18 protein-coding genes are annotated in these 16,868 nt (G+C 65.4%); 8 read left to right on the top strand and 10 right to left on the bottom strand.

Translation table 11 applies throughout. The features are described 5' to 3' along the window. Window positions 1–14 precede the first annotated feature (14 nt). From GTP41_RS01425 to GTP41_RS01445, 5 genes are read left to right on the top strand one after another with little or no spacing between them, the layout of a single operon-like run. Window positions 15–911 (top strand): phosphoribosylaminoimidazolesuccinocarboxamide synthase, encoded by an 897-nt coding sequence (locus tag GTP41_RS01425; RefSeq protein ID WP_161023761.1) that lies wholly within the window; start codon window positions 15–17, stop codon window positions 909–911. Window positions 912–914: 3 nt separating this feature from the next. Then, window positions 915–1,409 carry a 5-(carboxyamino)imidazole ribonucleotide mutase gene (purE, locus tag GTP41_RS01430; protein ID WP_161023762.1) on the top strand — a complete coding sequence of 165 codons (495 nt, stop codon included), beginning with the start codon at window positions 915–917 and terminating at the stop codon, window positions 1,407–1,409. A 5-nt stretch (window positions 1,410–1,414) separates the two neighbouring features. Further along, on the top strand, window positions 1,415–2,578 hold the full coding sequence (locus tag GTP41_RS01435; RefSeq protein WP_371867241.1) for a 5-(carboxyamino)imidazole ribonucleotide synthase: 1,164 nt from the start codon (window positions 1,415–1,417) through the stop codon (window positions 2,576–2,578). Next, complete coding sequence (locus GTP41_RS01440) at window positions 2,575–3,630, top strand: L-threonylcarbamoyladenylate synthase (RefSeq protein ID WP_161023764.1); 1,056 nt, start codon at window positions 2,575–2,577, stop codon at window positions 3,628–3,630. Before GTP41_RS01435 ends, GTP41_RS01440 begins: the two co-directional genes overlap by 4 nt. 44 nt (window positions 3,631–3,674) lie before the next feature. Beyond that, window positions 3,675–5,309, top strand: a complete 1,635-nt coding sequence (locus tag GTP41_RS01445) for an alpha/beta hydrolase family protein (protein WP_161023765.1) — start codon at window positions 3,675–3,677, stop codon at window positions 5,307–5,309. Between the two features lie 25 nt (window positions 5,310–5,334). Here GTP41_RS01445 and GTP41_RS01450 read toward each other — a convergent pair whose 3' ends face one another. Beyond that, window positions 5,335–6,687, bottom strand: coding sequence for a S41 family peptidase (locus GTP41_RS01450; protein WP_161023766.1), 1,353 nt, complete (start codon window positions 6,685–6,687; stop codon window positions 5,335–5,337). 123 nt (window positions 6,688–6,810) lie between these two features. Between GTP41_RS01450 and GTP41_RS01455 the strand changes: the two genes are divergently transcribed. Together GTP41_RS01455 and GTP41_RS01460 are read left to right on the top strand one after the other, a co-directional pair. Next, window positions 6,811–8,184: an SGNH/GDSL hydrolase family protein gene (locus tag GTP41_RS01455; RefSeq protein WP_161023767.1), complete on the top strand. Its 1,374-nt coding sequence runs from the start codon at window positions 6,811–6,813 to the stop codon at window positions 8,182–8,184. 18 nt (window positions 8,185–8,202) lie between these two features. Beyond that, window positions 8,203–8,883 carry an OmpW/AlkL family protein gene (locus GTP41_RS01460; protein ID WP_161023768.1) on the top strand — a complete coding sequence of 227 codons (681 nt, stop codon included), beginning with the start codon at window positions 8,203–8,205 and terminating at the stop codon, window positions 8,881–8,883. Between the two features lie 90 nt (window positions 8,884–8,973). Here the strand turns inward: GTP41_RS01460 and GTP41_RS01465 are convergent, their stop codons facing one another. Continuing rightward, entirely contained in the window at window positions 8,974–10,152 is a 1,179-nt protein-coding gene (locus GTP41_RS01465; RefSeq protein WP_161023769.1) for an acyl-CoA dehydrogenase, read from the bottom strand. Window positions 10,153–10,188: 36 nt separating this feature from the next. Next, window positions 10,189–10,695, bottom strand: coding sequence for a flavin reductase family protein (locus GTP41_RS01470; RefSeq protein WP_161023770.1), 507 nt, complete (start codon window positions 10,693–10,695; stop codon window positions 10,189–10,191). Between the two features lie 150 nt (window positions 10,696–10,845). On the opposite strand from GTP41_RS01470, the gene msrA reads away from it, so the two are divergent. After that, window positions 10,846–11,370, top strand: a complete 525-nt coding sequence (msrA, locus tag GTP41_RS01475) for a peptide-methionine (S)-S-oxide reductase MsrA (RefSeq protein WP_161023771.1) — start codon at window positions 10,846–10,848, stop codon at window positions 11,368–11,370. Between the two features lie 79 nt (window positions 11,371–11,449). Here the strand turns inward: msrA and GTP41_RS01480 are convergent, their stop codons facing one another. The 7 genes from GTP41_RS01480 to pdxH form a co-directional block, all read right to left on the bottom strand. Next, window positions 11,450–12,235, bottom strand: coding sequence for a hypothetical protein (locus GTP41_RS01480; RefSeq protein ID WP_161023772.1), 786 nt, complete (start codon window positions 12,233–12,235; stop codon window positions 11,450–11,452). A 4-nt stretch (window positions 12,236–12,239) separates the two neighbouring features. Then, window positions 12,240–12,797 (bottom strand): hypothetical protein, encoded by a 558-nt coding sequence (locus GTP41_RS01485; protein ID WP_161023773.1) that lies wholly within the window; start codon window positions 12,795–12,797, stop codon window positions 12,240–12,242. After that, the gene (locus GTP41_RS01490) at window positions 12,794–13,195 is read right to left on the bottom strand and encodes a cupin domain-containing protein (RefSeq protein WP_161023774.1); all 402 of its coding nucleotides are present in this window, start codon (window positions 13,193–13,195) and stop codon (window positions 12,794–12,796) included. Before GTP41_RS01490 ends, GTP41_RS01485 begins: the two co-directional genes overlap by 4 nt. Window positions 13,196–13,283: 88 nt before the next feature. Continuing rightward, the gene (locus tag GTP41_RS01495) at window positions 13,284–13,781 is read right to left on the bottom strand and encodes a YfbM family protein (protein WP_161023775.1); all 498 of its coding nucleotides are present in this window, start codon (window positions 13,779–13,781) and stop codon (window positions 13,284–13,286) included. Window positions 13,782–13,812: 31 nt separating this feature from the next. Continuing rightward, window positions 13,813–14,343 carry an acyltransferase family protein gene (locus GTP41_RS01500; RefSeq protein ID WP_161023776.1) on the bottom strand — a complete coding sequence of 177 codons (531 nt, stop codon included), beginning with the start codon at window positions 14,341–14,343 and terminating at the stop codon, window positions 13,813–13,815. Between the two features lie 42 nt (window positions 14,344–14,385). Further along, on the bottom strand, window positions 14,386–15,597 hold the full coding sequence (locus GTP41_RS01505; protein ID WP_161023777.1) for a class I SAM-dependent methyltransferase: 1,212 nt from the start codon (window positions 15,595–15,597) through the stop codon (window positions 14,386–14,388). Between the two features lie 24 nt (window positions 15,598–15,621). Beyond that, entirely contained in the window at window positions 15,622–16,809 is a 1,188-nt protein-coding gene (gene pdxH / locus GTP41_RS01510; protein ID WP_161023778.1) for a pyridoxamine 5'-phosphate oxidase, read from the bottom strand. Window positions 16,810–16,868 lie beyond the last annotated feature (59 nt).

Here is a 16,868-nt window from a genome sequence, read left to right on the forward strand (position 1 = left end):
CAGATAGCCCCGCCATGAACAGCCTGTACAAAACCTCCATCAAATCCCTCCCCCTGCTCGGCCACGGTAAAGTGCGCGACAACTACGCCGTTGGCGACGACAAGATCCTGATCGTCACCACCGACCGCCTGTCCGCCTTCGACGTCGTGATGAACGAACCGATCCCTGGCAAAGGCAAGGTCCTGAACCAGATGACCGATTTCTGGTTCGAGAAACTGGGCCACATCGTCCCTAACCACCTGACCGGCGTAAGCCCAGAGTCCGTCGTGGCGCAAGACGAAGTAGAGCAAGTGAAAGGCCGCGCGGTTGTCGCCAAGCGCCTGAAGCCGATCCTGGTGGAAGCGGTTGTACGCGGCTACATCATCGGCTCCGGCTGGAAAGACTACCAGAGCACCGGCTCCATCTGCGGCATCAAGCTGCCGGAAGGCCTGCAGCAAGCCGACAAGCTGCCAGCCCCGATCTTCACCCCGGCCGCCAAAGCCGACCTGGGTGAGCACGACGAAAACATCTCCTTCGAAGAGATGGAAAAGAAAATCGGCGCCGAACTGGCCGCCAAGATCCGCGACATCGCGATCCAGCTGTACACCACCGCTGCCGACTACGCCGCCACCAAGGGCATCATCATCGCCGACACCAAGTTCGAATTCGGCCTGGACGACAACGGCGTGCTGCACCTGATGGACGAAGTGCTGACGGCCGATTCCTCGCGCTTCTGGCCAGCCGACTCCTACCGTCCGGGCATCTCGCCCCCGTCCTACGACAAGCAGTTCGTGCGCGACTACCTGGAAACCCTGAAGGACTGGAACAAGGCCCCGCCAGCACCAGCCCTGCCGGCCGACGTGATCGAAAAAACCCAGGCCAAGTACTTCGAAGCCATCGAACGCCTGACCGGCGAAAAGCTGAAGGACTAAGCCATGTCCGACATCAAACCACTGGTCGGCATCATCATGGGTTCGTCCTCGGACTGGGACGTGATGAAGAACGCCGTTGATGTGCTGAGCCAATTCGGCGTGCCGTACGAGGCGCAAGTGATTTCCGCCCACCGCATGCCGGACGAAATGTATGCCTACGCCAAGAGCGCGCGCGAGCGCGGCCTGCGTGTCATCATCGCCGGCGCCGGCGGCGCGGCCCACCTGCCGGGCATGGTCGCGGCCATGACCATTGTGCCGGTGCTGGGCGTGCCGGTGCCGTCCAAATACCTGCGCGGCGAGGACTCGCTGCTGTCCATCGTGCAGATGCCGAAGGGCGTGCCGGTGTCGACCTTCGCCATCGGCGAGGCTGGCGCCGCCAACGCGGCCCTGACCGCCGTGGCGATCATCGCCACCACCGACGACACCCTGGCGGGCCAGCTGGAAGAATTCCGCGCTTCCCAGACCGCCGCTGCTAAAGCAATGGTATTGCCAGTATGAGTAATGTGAAGAACCCTCCGGCGTGGCTGGGCGTGATGGGCGGCGGCCAGCTTGGCCGCATGTTCGCGCACGCCGCGCAAAGCATGGGCTACAACGTGGCCGTGCTGGAGCCGGCAGCGGACTGCCCTGCGGGGCAGGCTGCCAATCGTCTGATCCAGGCCGGCTACAGCGATGTGGCGGGACTGGATGCGCTGGCTGCGCAATGCGTGGCCGTGACCACCGAGTTCGAGAACGTGCCGGCCGACAGCCTGTCGCGCCTGGCGCAATCGGTTTTCGTGGCGCCGAATGCGCACGGCGTGTCCGTGGCGCAGGATCGCATCGCGGAGAAAGCTTTCTTCGTCGCTTCCGCTGCCAAGTCGGGCGTACTGCCGGCGCCGCACAAGGTCATCGCGACCGACGCCGACATCGACGCCATCAGCGAAGACCTGCTGCCGGGTATCCTGAAGACGGTCCGTATGGGCTACGACGGCAAGGGCCAGGTGCGCGTCAAGTCGCGCGACGAGGTGCGCGCCGCCTTCCAATCCATGGGCAAGGTCGCCTGCCTGCTGGAGAAAATGCTGCCGCTGGCGTACGAGGTGTCCGTGCTGACCGCGCGCGGCGCAGATGGTTCTTCGGTGGTCTACCCGATCGCCGAGAACGTGCACCGCGACGGTATCCTGTTCACCACCACCGTGCCGGGACCGAACATCACCGCCGACTGCGCCGCCAAGGCGCAGCATGCGGCGCAAGCGCTGGTGGCTGAGCTGGGCTATGTGGGCGTGCTGTGCATCGAGTTCTTCGTGCTGGCGGATGGTTCGCTGGTCGTGAACGAAATGGCGCCGCGTCCGCACAACAGTGGCCACTACACCATCGACGCCTGCGTCACCAGCCAGTTCGCGCAGCAGGTGCGCGCCATGGCCGGCCTGCCGCTGGGCGATGTGCGCCAGCATTCGCCGGCGGTCATGCTGAATATCCTGGGCGACATCTGGTACGAAGGCGAGGGCGATGATGTACGCGAACCGGCGTGGGACAAGGTGCTGGCGCTGCCAGGCGCCAACCTGCACCTGTATGGCAAGGAAGAACCACGCCGCGCGCGCAAGATGGGTCACCTGACTTTCGTCGCCCCAACGCTGGCGCAAGCGCAGCAGCACCTCAACGCCGCCTGCGCCATCCTGGGTATCGAACCATGACCGACGCAGCATCCCGCGCCCTGGCCGCAGCCGCGGCCGCGCCCGCCGACATCGCCGCAGCCGCTGCGGCGCTGGAGGCGGGCGCGCTGGTCGCCTTCCCCACCGAGACCGTGTACGGCCTTGGTGCGGACGCGGAAAACCCGGCGGCCGTGGCCAAAATCTACGCCGCCAAGGGGCGCCCGCAAGACCACCCGGTGATCGTGCACGTCGCCCCGGGCGCCGATATCGATTACTGGACCAGCGAGGTGCCGGACGCAGCGCGCGCGCTGGTGCAGCACTTCTGGCCCGGCCCGCTGACCCTGATTCTCAAGCGCAATACCCACATTCCCGACGCCGTCTCCGGCGGCCAGGATACGGTCGGTATCCGCTGCCCCTCGCACCCGGTCGCCATGCAGCTGCTGCAAGCTTTCAAGGGCGGCAAGGGCGGCGTCGCCGCGCCATCGGCCAACAAGTTCGGCAACGTCAGCCCGACCACCGCGCAGCACGTGCGCGACGAGTTCCACGACGAAGTGGGGCAGGGCAATGTGATCGACTCGGTGCTCGATGGCGGTTCCAGCCAGGTCGGCATTGAGTCGACCATCCTCGACCTGTCGCGCCTGGCCACCCATGGCCCGGTGCTGCTGCGCCCCGGCCACATCAGCGCGCAGCAGATCGCCGACGTGATCGGGGTCATGCCGCGCCAGCCGGACCAGGCCGCGCCGCGCGCCTCCGGCACGCTTGAATCGCACTACGCGCCCAAGGCACCGGTCGCGCTGTTGCCGACTGGCGACATTGAAAAAACCCTTGCGCAACTCAAGCTGCAAGGGCGGTGTGCCGCGCTGATCCATTACACGCCCTTCCCGGGCGCTCATCCAAATGTCGCGCTGCCTGCCGAGCCAAAGGGGTATGCTTATGGTGTGTATGCCGCATTGCGCGCGATGGACCAGCAGCAGGTGGAGCTGATCCTGGTGGAAGCGCCGCCGACCGGCGATGCCTGGCTGGGCGTCAACGATCGCCTGCGCCGCGCCGCCTTCGGTTCGACCGGCATCATTGAACGTTTCCTGAAAACGTAAGCGCAGCGGGGCAACCTGTCTCCTGCGCAAGCGAGGAGGCAGCCATGTCCCGCAACTTGCCCTACGCCCCGGCGCGCAGCGTGCGCGCCGACGTGCCAGCATCCGTCGTGATGGACGCGCACATGACATCCCACGCCACGGTCGCCGTTCCCGCCGCCACCCGCGCCACGTCGGCAGCCTTCGCCCTCGCCGCAGCTTTGCTGGCCATGGCGCCGTTCGCCGCCGCTGCCGAATCCTCCTCCGGCGCGCGCGCCATGCTGTCCGCGCCGGAACGCGGCAGCTTGCTCGCAGGCCCTACGCTATCGCGCATTGAGACCGGCATCTTCTCGACCTCTAAACGCATCGCCCCCGCCATGCTGGCCGAAGCGCTGGACAAGGCCGGCGACGCCCTGGCCGACGTGGCCGGCAAACCGCGCTGCACCATCACCACCTACAGCCTGCGCTACAGCACCATCGGCGGCAGCGGCGAAGCGACCGACGCCAGCACCGCCCTGATCCTGCCCTCCGGCAGCGACCCGCTCTGCCAGGGCCCGCGCCCCGTGTTGTTGTACGCCCACGGCACCGCCATCGCCAAAGACCACAATATGGCGCGCCTGCGCGGCGAGGCCAAGCTGGTGGCTGCGCTCTTCACCGCCCAGGGCTACATCGTGGTCGCCCCCAATTACGCGGGATACGAAGGCTCCTCGCTACCCTACCACCCCTACCTGAACGCCGAGCAGCAAGCTGCCGACATGATCGACGCCCTGCGCGCCGCGCGCGCCGCGATGCAGAAGCTGAAAATCCAGCCCGGCCCGCAGCTATTCCTGGCCGGCTACTCGCAAGGCGGCCACGTCGCGCTGGCCACCCAGCGCGCCATGCAGCAAGGCAGCGAGTTCAATGTCACCGCCACCGCCGGCCTGTCCGGCCCCTACGCCATGGCGCGCTTCGCCGACACCGTCTTCGGCGGCCAGCCCAATGCCGGCATCACCCTCTACCTGCCGCTGATCGCCACCTCCGCCCAGCGCGCCGGCGCCGCCATCTACAGCAGGCCGGAAGAACTGTACGAAAGCCAGTACGCCAGCGGCATCGAAAGCCTGCTGCCGAATAGCCTTAAGCCGAAGGAACTGGTCAAGCAAGGCAAGCTGCCCAGGCGCGCCTTGTTCGCCCGCGATTCGCAGCCGCAAGCCAGCGGCGCCGCCGCCTACTTCAGCAGCCCGCACCTGGTGCGCACCAGCTACCGCGAAGCCTACCTGCAGGACCTGGCGGCCCATCCCTGCGACGACGGCGCCTGCACGCCCGCGCACAACCTGCGCAAGTGGATGCTGAAGAACGACCTGCGCAACTACACCCCGCAAAGCCCGCTGTTGCTGTGCGGCGGCAGCAAAGACCCGTCCGTACCGTTTTTCAACGCCACCGAGGCGGCGCAATACTTCGCCCAGCGCGGCGCGCCGCCCACGCTGGTGGACCTGGAAGAGCAAGACGCGCCCGACGACTTCGGCCTGCCGCGCCGCGCCTTCGCCCTGATCCGCGACGAGTTGGCGCACAGGGCGCAGGAGGAGGCGGCCAAGTCCGGTCGCAGCGCACAGGAGCTGATGCTAGAGGGCTACCACGCCCGCATGGCCGGCGCCCCCTGCCTGCTGGCGGCGCGCCGCTACTTCGACGCACTGCTGGCCAGGCCCGAGGCGTTGGCCACGCATTAAGCTGGTAAGGTCGCCAGCCCGGAAGTTATTTGTTTGGGCCAGGGAGCTGCTTAAGCAAGGCATTGACCAGCGCCGAGCGGTCGGCAGGATCGTCCGCCAGCACGATATCGGGCTGCAGCAGCGCCGGCGCGCGCTTGCCGGAAGGTCGGTCCAGTACGAAGCGCGGCACCACCACTTCCAGTTTCGTGTTGGGCAGCACGTGCTGCTTCTGCGTGCCGCCGGTCTGGCGCACGTAGGCGTAGCCGCCGGCGCCGACCAGTGTTGCAAAGCCATGGTCCTGCACCGTGTTGCTGAACAGGATGGCCGACGAGTAAGTCATATCCCCCACCAGCACATACACTTTGCCACGGAAGCGCAACGGATGCGCGGGTTCTGGCTGTACCCAGCTGTCGACGGCGCCATGCACCACATCGCCCACTTTCTCGTTTGGCCCGGCGCGTCCCTCCAGCACTTTCTTCACGTAGCTCGAGCCGTTGCGGTAAGGCTTGTCCGCTATGTAGCGCAGGATGCCGGTCTTCCACATATCGTCATCGCCGCCGCCGTTCTCGCGTATATCGATCAGCAAGGTCTGCGCGCCCGCATCGCGCAGCGTCGTGAAGGCGCGCTCAGTGAAGGCGTAGAACTGCTGCTTGTCCGGCCAGGAAAAAGCGTTGATTGTCAGCAGGCCCACGCCGCCAGGCAGCAGGCGGAACTGGAAGGTTTGCTCGAACGCCGTATCGCCCTGCATGACAACAGGCGTTGCCGACGCCGCCGGCACGCTCAGCGCCTTGCCACCGACGCCCAAGGTGAAGCTGTCCGTCGCGCCATAGGTCTTCCAGTAGTACAGCCACAGGCGGCGCTCCAGCAGCTTGTTGCGGAAGCCTGGGGTATCGCCATGCACCAGCGCCCCCAGCTTGGCCAGCACCTGCGCCGCCGGCACGCCGTTGATCGTCTCGACCTCGCGTCCCGCCAGCGCCGAGGCGCCGCCGCCCAGTGCGGCAACGATGACCAGGCGGCCCTGGCGGTCGATACTCACTTCGAACGGGAACAGCTTGCCGCCCGCCGCCAGGTGCGCGCGCGTTTCAGCGCGCCAGTCCGGCAAGACCACGCCCAGGTGGGCATCGTTGAAGACCGGGTTCATCGCGGCCAGCGCGCGCCATGCCTCGTCGCGCGAGAGCGGCTGCTTGAGCCGCTCCCGCGCCGCCGCGAAGGCCTGCTCATAGGCCGCCTGGCCGGAACGCAAGGCCGGTTCGGGATGCGTGTCCTCGATGGCTTGCCGCACGAACTGCAAATCCTGCTGCAACTGCGCAGGCGTGAAGGTGATGGTGTCAGCGCGGGCGGGCGCGCCGTACAGCGCGCCGGCGCTGGCCAGGGCGAGGAGCAGGTGAGGGATTTTCATTGCAGGAATTATAAGGGGCAAAGCGGCATGATGCGCGGCAACGACAGTCACGAAGAATCCGCTTGTAACTAAGATTCAAGCGCTGGCATATTGGTTTGGCTGAGCAATCCCTCAGGAGACCCAATGCGCCACCCCATATTCGCCATGTGCAGCATGGCAGCGGCACTGCTTGCCGCATGCGGCGGGAACGGCCCGCGCCCCGGCGAACAAAGCCCGCGGCTGAAGTTCTCGTCCCAGGTCTCCTTCGGCGACAATATCTCGGACGTTGGCACCTACAAGGTCGGCGCGATTGCCGCCATGGGCGGCGGCACCTTCACCATCAACGGCAACAACAGCGCCACCTATCCCGCGCTGACGGGCAAGAATTGGTCAGAGCTGATCGCCACGCAACTGGGCCTGCCCGCGCCGTGCCCCGCCGTGACCGGGCTCGACGGCGATCCCGCCCTGGGCTTCAGCGTGGCGGTGCAGGCCCAGCCCAATTGCTTCGCCTATGCGCAGGGCGGGGCGCGCGTGGCGCACCCGGTCGGCGAGGGCCACAAAGCCACCGGCAGCCCGCTCGGCGCGCTGACCTGGCCTTTTGCCTCCCAGGTGCAAAACCACCTGGCCAAGGTCGGCGGCAAATTCAAGGGCGATGAAATTGTCTTTGTCGCGATCGGCAATATCGACCTGATGTTCGGCCTGACGGAGCTGTCCGCCAACGCCAGCGCTGCCGGCTCGAGTGCCGGCCGCACCGCCTTCGCCACCAGCCTGGCCAGCCAGCTGGCCGCCGGCGCCAGCGACCCGGGCAGCGCCGCGCAAGCCATCGGCGCCGCCATCGCCGCCGAAGCAGCCCGGCCCGGCAGCGACGACAACAGTGTTGTGCTGGCCGGCGTGAACGCCGCCGTCTTGGCCGGCAATAGCGGCGCCGCCTCGCCCGCCGTGTTCGGGCCGATGGCCGCCAAGGCGCAGGCCGAGGCCGCCGCGGCCGGCAGCGCCGCCGGCAACGCCTACGCCGCCGCGCAAGGACCGCTGCTGGTGCAAAGCATGACGCGCACCGCAGGCGAAGTGGTCAGCATCGTCAAAGGGCAGTTGCTCGGCAATGGCGCCAACTACGTGGCCGTGATCAATATGCCGGACGTCTCCAGCTCGCCCGCCGGCCAGTCGCAGCCGGCCGCCATCCGCGCCCTGATCGACACCATCGTGAAGAGTTTCAACGACACGCTGGCCGCCGGGTTCGCCGGCGAAGGCAAGGTGCTGCTGATCGACGCCTTCACCAACAGCCGCGACCAGTTCAGCAACCCCACGCCCTACGGTCTGACCAACAACCGGGAAACCGCCTGCGACCTGAGCCCCGCCAAAAACCCGCTGGGCAGCGCCCTGGTGTGCAATGGCAGCAACCTGAAAGCCGGCGACGTCAGCCACTACGCTTACGCCGACCTGGTCAACCCCACGCCCTACCTGCAATGGCTGCTGGCGCGCCAGGTGGCCGAAAAGATGATCGCCAAAGGCTGGCTGTAAAACGGGAAAGGACGCACCATGACGCAACGCATCCACTGCGCAATCCTGGCACTGGCCACGGCGGCGACGCTGGGCGCCGCCCCGGACGCGCAGGCGCAAGCCAAAGGCGACTGGCTGCTCAAGCTGGGCGCCAACAAGATCACGCCGCACGTTAATTCCGGCGAGATGAGCGCGCCCGCCAAGCCTGGCATCAAAGGCGACGTCGGGCCGGACACCAAGCCCGTCCTCACCATTGGCTATATGCTGAGCGACCAGCTCAGCGCGGAAGTGCTGCTCGGCGTGCCTTACGAGCACAAGCTGTACGGCGCCGGCAGCGTGGAAGGCATCGGCCAGATCGGCACCTCCGAAGTGCTGCCCCCGACCGCCTTCCTGCACTACCGCCTGTTCGGCCCGGCGGCTACGGTGCGGCCCTATCTCGGCCTGGGCTACAGCTACGTCTACTTCCAGAAAGAGACCGGCTCCGCGCAGATGACGTCCATGATGAATCCCGGCGGCCCGCCCAGCACCTACACGCTCGACTCCAAGCACACGCTCTGCCTCGCGCTCGGCGTATCGGCCAAGCTTAGCGAGCGCCTCTTCGCCGACCTGATGCTGGTGAAGAGCAAGCTCAAGACCAGCGCCCACTTCAACAGCGGCCAACAGCTCCCGATCAAGATCGACCCCACCGCCATCAGCCTCGCCCTCGGCTACCGCTTCTAGCAAAAAAAATGGGGACGTACCCCATTTTTTTTCCGGGCGTCCCCACTGCGTCAGCGGCTAAAAATTAATGGGGTACGTCCCCATTTTTTTTTACTGGAAGGCTTGGATGCCGGTCATCGCGCGGCCCAGGATCAGGGCGTGGATGTCGTGCGTGCCTTCGTAGGTGTTGACCACTTCCAGGTTCACCATGTGGCGGATGATGCCGAATTCGTCGGAGATACCGTTGCCGCCCAGCATGTCACGCGCCACGCGGGCGATGTCCAGCGACTTGCCGCAGGAGTTGCGCTTCATGATGGAGGTGATTTCGACGGCGGCGCTGCCTTCGTCCTTCATGCGGCCCAGGCGCAGGCAGCCTTGCAGGCCGAGCGTGATTTCAGTCTGCATGTCGGCCAGCTTCTTCTGCACCAGCTGGTTGGCCGCCAGCGGGCGGCCGAACTGCTTGCGGTCCAGGGTGTACTGGCGGGCAGTGTGCCAGCAGTCTTCCGCCGCACCCAGCGCGCCCCAGGCGATGCCGTAGCGGGCCGAGTTCAGGCAGGTGAACGGGCCTTTCAGGCCGCGCACGTCCGGGAACGCGTTTTCCTCCGGCACGAACACTTCGTCCATCACGATTTCGCCGGTGATCGAGGCGCGCAGGCCGAACTTGCCGTGGATGGCCGGGGCGGACAGGCCTTTCATGCCCTTGTCCAGGATGAAGCCGCGGATCGCGCCTTCGTCGTCCTTGGCCCACACCACGAACACGTCGGCCACCGGCGAGTTGGTGATCCACATCTTGGCGCCGGTCAGCGAGTAGCCGCCCGCCACCTTCTTGGCGCGGGTGATCATCGAGCCCGGGTCGGAGCCGTGGTTCGGCTCGGTCAGGCCGAAGCAGCCGATCCATTCGCCAGTGGCCAGTTTCGGCAGGTATTTCTGTTTCTGTGCTTCGGTACCGAATTCATAGATCGGCACCATCACCAGCGACGACTGCACCGACATCATCGAGCGGTAGCCGGAGTCGACACGTTCCACTTCGCGCGCGATCAGGCCGTAGGCGACGTAGTTCAGGCCCGGACCGCCGTATTGTTCCGGAATGGTCGGGCCCAGCAGGCCCAGTTCGCCCATTTCGCGGAAGATGGAGGTGTCCATCTGCTCGTGGCGGAAGGCTTCCAGGATGCGCGGCTGCAGCTTGTCCTGGCAGTAAGCCGCGGCGGCGTCGCGCACCATGCGCTCGTCATCGGTCAGCTGGTCGTTCAGCAGCAGGGGATCGTCCCAGTGGAATGCGGCTTTGCTCATTACGTCTCTCTTTATAAAAACATTATAAAAAATCAATCATTCCAACAAGTCACGGAAGCGGCCGCCGTGGAAGACCAGCGGTGCGTTCCCGGCGAACTCGCAGTGCTCGACCTCGCCCACGAAGATCACGTGGTCGCCCTCCGGATAGCGGCTGCGGTTGTGGCATTCAAACCACGCCGCAGCGCCCTTCAGGACGGGCTGGCCGGTGCGCGACAGCTCGAATTCCACCGTACCGAACGGATCTTCCGAACGGGTCGAAAACAGCTTGGCCAAATGGGCCTGGTCGGCGCTCAGCACATTGATCACATAGTGCGAATTACCGCTGAAAATGGGCATGCTGTTGGCGCCACTGCCCAGGCTCCACAGCACCAATGGCGGGTCGAGCGAGACGGAATTGAAGGAGCTGGCCGTCAAGCCACGGAAACTGCCATCAGCGAGCCGCGTGGTAATCACGGTCACACCTGTGGCAAATTGCGACAGTGCCTGGCGAAAATGGACACTGTCGAATTCACGCTCGGTGGCGCGTGGGGAGCTGGTATTCATGCGGGACCTGTTTGTTTCAAAGAGATTATGCCAAAGAACGATAGTCTAACCTTTGGCGAAAGCGACGGGGATTTTAGCTAAGGCGGCACTTTTTGAGCAGGGGGCGCAGTTTTGCGCTACAGTAATACTTCCAGTACGTGAGGAGGGCATATGGCTGATGTGGCAATCCTGGGCGGTGGATGCTTTTGGTGCACCGAGGCGGTGTACCTGGAAGTGCGCGGTGTGACCAAGGTCGAGTCCGGTTACACGGGTGGCGCGCAGCCCAATCCGACGTATGAGCAGATTTGCACCGGCGAGACCGGGCACGCCGAAGTGGTCAGGCTGGAATTCGACCCGGCCGAGGTCAGCTATCGCGACCTGCTGGAGATTTTCTTCACCATCCACGACCCGACCACCCTGAACCGCCAGGGCAACGATGTCGGCACGCAGTACCGTTCCGTGATTTTCTACCAGTCGCCCGAGCAGGAGGCCACGGCGCGCCAGGTGATGGCCGAGATGGCCCATGTGTGGGACGCGCCGCTGGTGACCGAGCTGGCGCCCGCCGCGCCGTTCTTCAAGGCCGAGGATTACCACCAGAACTACTTCGCCCAGCATCCGCTGCAGGGCTATTGCGCCTTTATCGTGGCGCCCAAGGTGGCCAAGTTCCGCAAAACCTACGCTAGCAAGCTCAGGTAGCCGTGCCCAGCGCCGGACGGCTCGTCGCTGGCGCAGCGGGCCTGGCGTTGGTTTCTGTGGCGCAGGCTTACCGTTCCCCTCACGCGGTTTGGGCTGGTTCCAGCCCGAAGTAGGTCCGGTAGCTGTCCAGGTGCGCTTGGGTGGAAAATTCGGCAAAGTAGCCCGCTTCCTCGCGTTGTTCCAGGTGGCGCAGGGCTTCGGCCGCTTCCGCGCCGGGCTGGGCGGCCAGGAACGCCTTGGTTGCCGGCAGGCCCGCGCCGCAGAGCAGGCGCGCGTCGAGCTTGCGGCCAAGCGCCGGGCTGGCGGTTTTCGCGGCCCAGATGCGCAACACGTCTTCCAGCAGGCCGCGGCCGAACAGCTGGACGCTGCACAGCAGGGCCAGGTCGGCATCTTGCCCGCCGCCGTTCCGTTCAGCCTCGACTTCCTTTGCCAAAATCTCGCGCAGCTGGGGCAGTGCCACATCGCTGGGCACCAGGTTGGGACGGCTGATGTACTGGGCGCCCAGCTGGTGGCGGAAGGCACGCGCGCGCCGCGCTGACGGCACCGCGGCGATCGCAAATGTCACGAGGTATGGGATGCCGCACATCAGCAAGGCGGCGAAGAAATTTCCGGCGTCGAGATCCTGGTTCAGGAACACGATGAAGGACGAAATGGCCAACAAAGGCCACAGGAAGGCGAACAGGGGGGTGGTGCTATCCTTGACCAGGAAGTGGGCTCCGATGCCGCCAATGGCGCCCCCGGCGAGGGTGAAAACCAGGATGGCGACCAGGCGTTCGGCGCCGGCGCCGGGGACGGTCGATGCGAAAGCGGGCAGGGTGGGCAGCAGCAGGGCGGCCGCGAGCAGGCAGTTGCGGTAGTTCAGCATGGGGTCAGAATCGGTGCGGTGGTTGCATCCAGGTGGTTACGGGCGACAGGCTGCGCCGCTCCCACGTTCTCAGCTCCGCAGGGCCGGTTTGATACGCGATGCCTTGGTCGAGGCCGGAGAAGCGTTCGGTCAGTTTTTGCTCGCCTTTGAAAGCGAGCAAGGTCACGCCATGGGCTTGGCCGCCGGCGATCACCACATAATAGGTGTACGCTCCGTTTTGGAAAAATACGATGTCCTGGCCGGTATGCGGGGTGGTCTGGCGGTTGAAGATGCCTGCCCTGGAGGCCGGCGTGGCAATGGCTTCCATCTCTGGCTTGCCCAGCTTGCCGTAGCGGTAGGCGATTTTCGAGAACGGTTCTTCCCGCCGGTCGGCGCAGAGAGACAGCAGTTTCCCACCCTCCAGGAAGCGTTCAATGCCGGTGGCCTCATAGTCGAGCGGCCCGAACCACGCATCGACCAGCGCATGTTCGCCGGCGCGGCAATGGGTGGGCAAGGGGTCTTTGGTGCGGGCGCCAGCGTGCGCGGCGCATAGCATGAGGACGGCAAAAGCCAGGCGCTTCATCGTGGGCGGTGCTCCGTGCCGTCGCCGGGTGTGATGAACAGGGCGGTCGCGCTCGCGGCCACGTTGGCGGTGTGCCAGACGCCGCGCGGCACCAGCAGGAACTGGCCGGGTTGCTCGAGCGTGATGGTGCGCTCGCCTTGCGCAGTCGCCAGCACGAACTCGAGCGCACCGGCGATCAGCACCACGACTTCTTCCCCGGCGGGATGGCGCTCCCAGCCAGTCCAGTCGGCGCTGAAATCGTAGGTCGAGACCAGCCGGCCGGGGCCCAGGTGGTCCAAGCCGCCGGTGCTGAGTTTTTCCCAGAACGCGTCGTTGACCTCGAGCGGCAGCGCGCTGCCAGCCGGGCCAAGGTGCAGGAATGTGTCGACGGCCCGGAACGGGCCAGGGCTGTGATCCATGGGTAAGCTCCTTACTCCTCGCTCAACTCAAACAGGGGCGCCGCGTGCAAGCCGGGCAGCATCGCCGAGCGATGATCGAAAACAGCATTCAGGACAGCCATTGGATGACCGCGTCGCCCCGTGCGGCGGCATTGCGGTAAAAAGCGGCCAGCTCCCGGTAGTGGTACTGCAGGTAGCGCAGCGACTCCTCGCCATCGCGCACCCAGATCACATCCGGGTAAATCTGCTTGCGCTGCATGTCCTGCGGCGCGTAGCGCGGTTCCAGCGATTCGGCTGGCATGTCCGCCAGCGTACGCGCCACTTGCGCCACTTGCTCCGGCGTCAGGAAGCGCGCCGGGCCGCCATCCAGGTCCGGACCGAACTCCTGGCCGCCCAGCACCGCCAGGCTGTACGGCGGCTCGCCGCCATCCACATCGCCGGTCAGCAGGTAGTGGATGCCGTGCCAGGCCTTGTCGATTTCGATGAAATGCTCGAGCTCCGCATCGTCATCCTCGGAGAACAGGAACTCTTCCACAGCGTCTTCGTCCTCCCGCAGTTCTTGTAGCGTTGCAGGCGGAACAGCGGCAAAGCAACCTCGTATTCCCATCTCTGACTCCCAGGCTGGATTTGCCCGTATCTTACTTGCACCCGGCCGTAAAAGACTCTCCAAAAGTAACCGTGCGCGCTGTGTTGCGCGCGTAGGCAAATTGGGCATAGCGGTTGGCGATCCGCACCGAGGCGTCGTCCACGTAACGCGCGAAGAGCACCGACACGGCGGCCGAGCTGGCAAGGACGGCGGCGGTGGACAGCAGGACGCGCGCCAGGAAATCCATGCCTGCGGTGGCGCTGTACACCGCCATGCCGACCGAGGCCGGCATGAAGCTGTGCAAGAGGTAGAGCGAGAAAGACTTGTGCCCCAGCCAGCGCAGCGGCTTGCTGGACAGGAAGCGCGACACCGCGTTGTCGCCCACCGCCACCCATACCAGCAGAATGGCGCCGCTGGCGTAAGGGAAATAGGACCAGACCTCCGGCGGCAGCAAGCGTTCTTTCAGGATCAGCTGGAAGGCGCCCACGAAGAACAGGCCGTCGAGCGGGGCGTTGAGCGGGTCCACGGTGGCGATGGCAAACACCGTCAGTGGTGCATAGATCCAGCAAGCCCTCCAGGGCATAGTTCTTGGAATTTTTCATTGCCGGCTTTTACCAGCAATGGTTTAGCTTTCTGATGCATAAATGTAGCCGCGCGACCAAGGCATGGCGGCCGGATTGCGGCCGGCTTTGCCGCAGACGATCTGGTACAGGCTGATCAGATCCTGCTCGAAAGCATAGGCGCAGCCGGCCAGGTACACGTGCCAGATACGGAAGCGCTTGTCGCCCGCCAGCGCGCGCACCTGGTCCTCGTGCGCCTCGAAGTTCTCGGTCCAGATGGCGCAGGTGCGGGCGTAGTGGCGGCGCAGGTTTTCCACATCGTAGGCCTCCAGCTGTCCCTGCTGCATGGCGCGCAGCACTTCGCCCAGGTGGGCCAGTTCGCCGTGCGGGAACACGTATTTTTCGATAAATTCGCCACCGCCGTAAGGGGTTTCGCCATTGTTGGGATCGGTGCTGGTGATGCCGTGGTTCATGGCCAGGCCGTCGGTCGCCAGCAGCCTGTTGATAATTGCGAAGTACTCCACAAGGTGTTTCAGCCCCACGTGCTCGAACATGCCGACGCTGGTGATGCGGTCGAACGTGCCCTGCACGTCGCGGTAATCCTGCAGCCGGATCTCGACCAGGTCTTGCAGGCCGGCCGCGCGCACCCGTTCCTGCGCCAGCGCGAACTGGTTTTGCGAGAGCGTGATGCCGACGCAGCGCGCGCCATACTGCTGCGCGGCGCGGATGACCAGGGCGCCCCAGCCGCAGCCGATATCGAGCAAGGTCTGCCCCGGCCGCAGCCGGATCTTGGCCAGGATGTGGTCGATCTTTTTAAGCTGGGCCGTGGCCAGGTCCTCGTCGCCGTGCTCGAAGTAGGCGCAGGAATAGACCATGTTCGGATCCAGGAACTGCTGGTAGAACTCGTTGGAAACGTCGTAGTGGTAGCGTACCGCTTGCGCGTCATGCCGGCGGCTGTGGCGGTAGGTGCGCACGACGCGGCCCAGGCGGCCAGTCTGGCGCAGCGAGCTGCGCGCCAGGGCGTTGACCACCTTGATCATGTCGGCGGCGCGGCCCTTCACCTCGATAATGCCCTCGACGTAGGCGGTGCCAAGGTTGGCCAGCGAAGGGGAGAGCAGGTAGCGCGCGGCGGACGGGCGGGGCACGCGGATCGTCACGCGCGGCGCTTCAGGCGAGAAATCGAAGCTGCGGCCATTCCACAGCTCAATCCGCAAGGGCAGGGCGTTGTGCGGGGCGACGCTGCTGATCCAGCTATTGATGCGGTTCTGTAAGAACATGTGCCCCCCTCCCAGGCAAGTGGATTATGGCTGGATGCGCTCCTTGCGCCAGCTGCCATCCGCCTGCCGCGTGTACACGATCCGGTCGTGGAAGCGCGACGCGCGCCCCTGCCAGAATTCCACCCGTTCCGGCACCAGGCGGTAACCGCCCCAATGCGCCGGTCGTTGCGGCTGGTCGCCGCTGGCCGCTTCCACAGCGGCATATTGCTCTTCCATCTGCTCGCGGCTGGCGACCGCGCGGCTTTGCTGCGACGCGATCGCTGCCAGCTGGCTCTTCACCGGACGGCTGTAGAAATACTTGTCGCTTTCTTCCTCCGCCGTCTTTTCGACCCGGCCCTCGATCCGCACCTGGCGCTCCAGTTCCGGCCAGAAGAAGAGGATGGCCGCGTGCGGGTTTGCCGCCAGCTGCTGGCCTTTCTGGCTCTGGTAATTGGTGTACCAGGTAAAGCCGCGCTCGTCGTACTGCTTGATCAGGACGATGCGCGAGCTCGGGCGGCCATCCGCGCCCACCGTCGCCACGCTCATCGCGTTCGGTTCGTTTACCTGGGCCTTCATGGCCTCATTGAACCACTTGGCAAACTGCGCGATCGGCTCGCCCAGGGTATCCGCCTCCGACAGGCTGGCGCGGCCATAATCCATGCGCAAATCCGCCAGCGCGATGCCGCCCGCAGCGGCTGCTGGCAAGATGCCGCGGCGCTGCTGCATGGCCTCGCCCAGGATGGTCATCTGGGCCGGGCTCAGGATGCGTTTCGCCATGGGAGCAATGTACGCCTCTTCGGTGGCCATGTGCGCGCTGTAGGCTTGCACGAAACGCTCGACATCCGCCGCAGCCAGCGCCGCGCTGGCGCCGCTGGCGATTTTCTCCAGTTGCGGATCGAGCGTGGACCAGTCGCGGTCCATCTGCTGGTGGTGCGCCACGATTTGTGGACCCAGTTCGGCCAGCAAGGCCGCATCCTCGCCCTGGGCGGCGGCGGTCATCAGCGGGAACAGGTCCATTTCCTCGTCCTGGTGGTGCAGGTGGGCCGCCTTGTTAAAGTACTTGCGCACGGCCTGGGCCGCCTGCTGGGCATCCGCATCCGCGCCATGCTGCGGCAGGTGGGTCAGCAGGTTCTGCAGGGTCTGCAATTGCTTGCGGATCTTGTCGTGGCAATGCTTCAGGACGGCGATGGGCTGGTCGTAGCCCGGTGCGGTGTCGATCAGGGAATTACTCATGGTGCGGGTCTGGTGAACTTGGCAAGAGAAAACATTGTAGCCCGGCTCGGCTAAAATAA

The organism is Pseudoduganella guangdongensis, from assembly GCF_009857475.1.
GTDB lineage: Bacteria > Pseudomonadota > Gammaproteobacteria > Burkholderiales > Burkholderiaceae_D > Rugamonas > Rugamonas guangdongensis.

Excerpts from the sequence above, each read along its gene's own strand:
- purE (WP_161023762.1), top strand. The coding sequence starts at position 915 with ATGTCCGACATCAAACCACTGGTCGGCATCATCATGGGTTCGTCCTCG.
- GTP41_RS01460 (WP_161023768.1), top strand. The coding sequence starts at position 8,203 with ATGACGCAACGCATCCACTGCGCAATCCTGGCACTGGCCACGGCGGCG.
- GTP41_RS01465 (WP_161023769.1), bottom strand. The coding sequence starts at position 10,152 with ATGAGCAAAGCCGCATTCCACTGGGACGATCCCCTGCTGCTGAACGAC.
- GTP41_RS01425 (WP_161023761.1), top strand. The coding sequence starts at position 15 with ATGAACAGCCTGTACAAAACCTCCATCAAATCCCTCCCCCTGCTCGGC.
- GTP41_RS01495 (WP_161023775.1), bottom strand. The coding sequence starts at position 13,781 with ATGGGAATACGAGGTTGCTTTGCCGCTGTTCCGCCTGCAACGCTACAA.
- GTP41_RS01470 (WP_161023770.1), bottom strand. The coding sequence starts at position 10,695 with ATGAATACCAGCTCCCCACGCGCCACCGAGCGTGAATTCGACAGTGTC.
- GTP41_RS01440 (WP_161023764.1), top strand. The coding sequence starts at position 2,575 with ATGACCGACGCAGCATCCCGCGCCCTGGCCGCAGCCGCGGCCGCGCCC.
- GTP41_RS01480 (WP_161023772.1), bottom strand. The coding sequence starts at position 12,235 with ATGCTGAACTACCGCAACTGCCTGCTCGCGGCCGCCCTGCTGCTGCCC.
- msrA (WP_161023771.1), top strand. The coding sequence starts at position 10,846 with ATGGCTGATGTGGCAATCCTGGGCGGTGGATGCTTTTGGTGCACCGAG.
- GTP41_RS01455 (WP_161023767.1), top strand. The coding sequence starts at position 6,811 with ATGCGCCACCCCATATTCGCCATGTGCAGCATGGCAGCGGCACTGCTT.
- GTP41_RS01505 (WP_161023777.1), bottom strand. The coding sequence starts at position 15,597 with ATGTTCTTACAGAACCGCATCAATAGCTGGATCAGCAGCGTCGCCCCG.
- GTP41_RS01445 (WP_161023765.1), top strand. The coding sequence starts at position 3,675 with ATGTCCCGCAACTTGCCCTACGCCCCGGCGCGCAGCGTGCGCGCCGAC.
- pdxH (WP_161023778.1), bottom strand. The coding sequence starts at position 16,809 with ATGAGTAATTCCCTGATCGACACCGCACCGGGCTACGACCAGCCCATC.
- GTP41_RS01450 (WP_161023766.1), bottom strand. The coding sequence starts at position 6,687 with ATGAAAATCCCTCACCTGCTCCTCGCCCTGGCCAGCGCCGGCGCGCTG.
- GTP41_RS01500 (WP_161023776.1), bottom strand. The coding sequence starts at position 14,343 with ATGCCCTGGAGGGCTTGCTGGATCTATGCACCACTGACGGTGTTTGCC.
- GTP41_RS01485 (WP_161023773.1), bottom strand. The coding sequence starts at position 12,797 with ATGAAGCGCCTGGCTTTTGCCGTCCTCATGCTATGCGCCGCGCACGCT.
- GTP41_RS01490 (WP_161023774.1), bottom strand. The coding sequence starts at position 13,195 with ATGGATCACAGCCCTGGCCCGTTCCGGGCCGTCGACACATTCCTGCAC.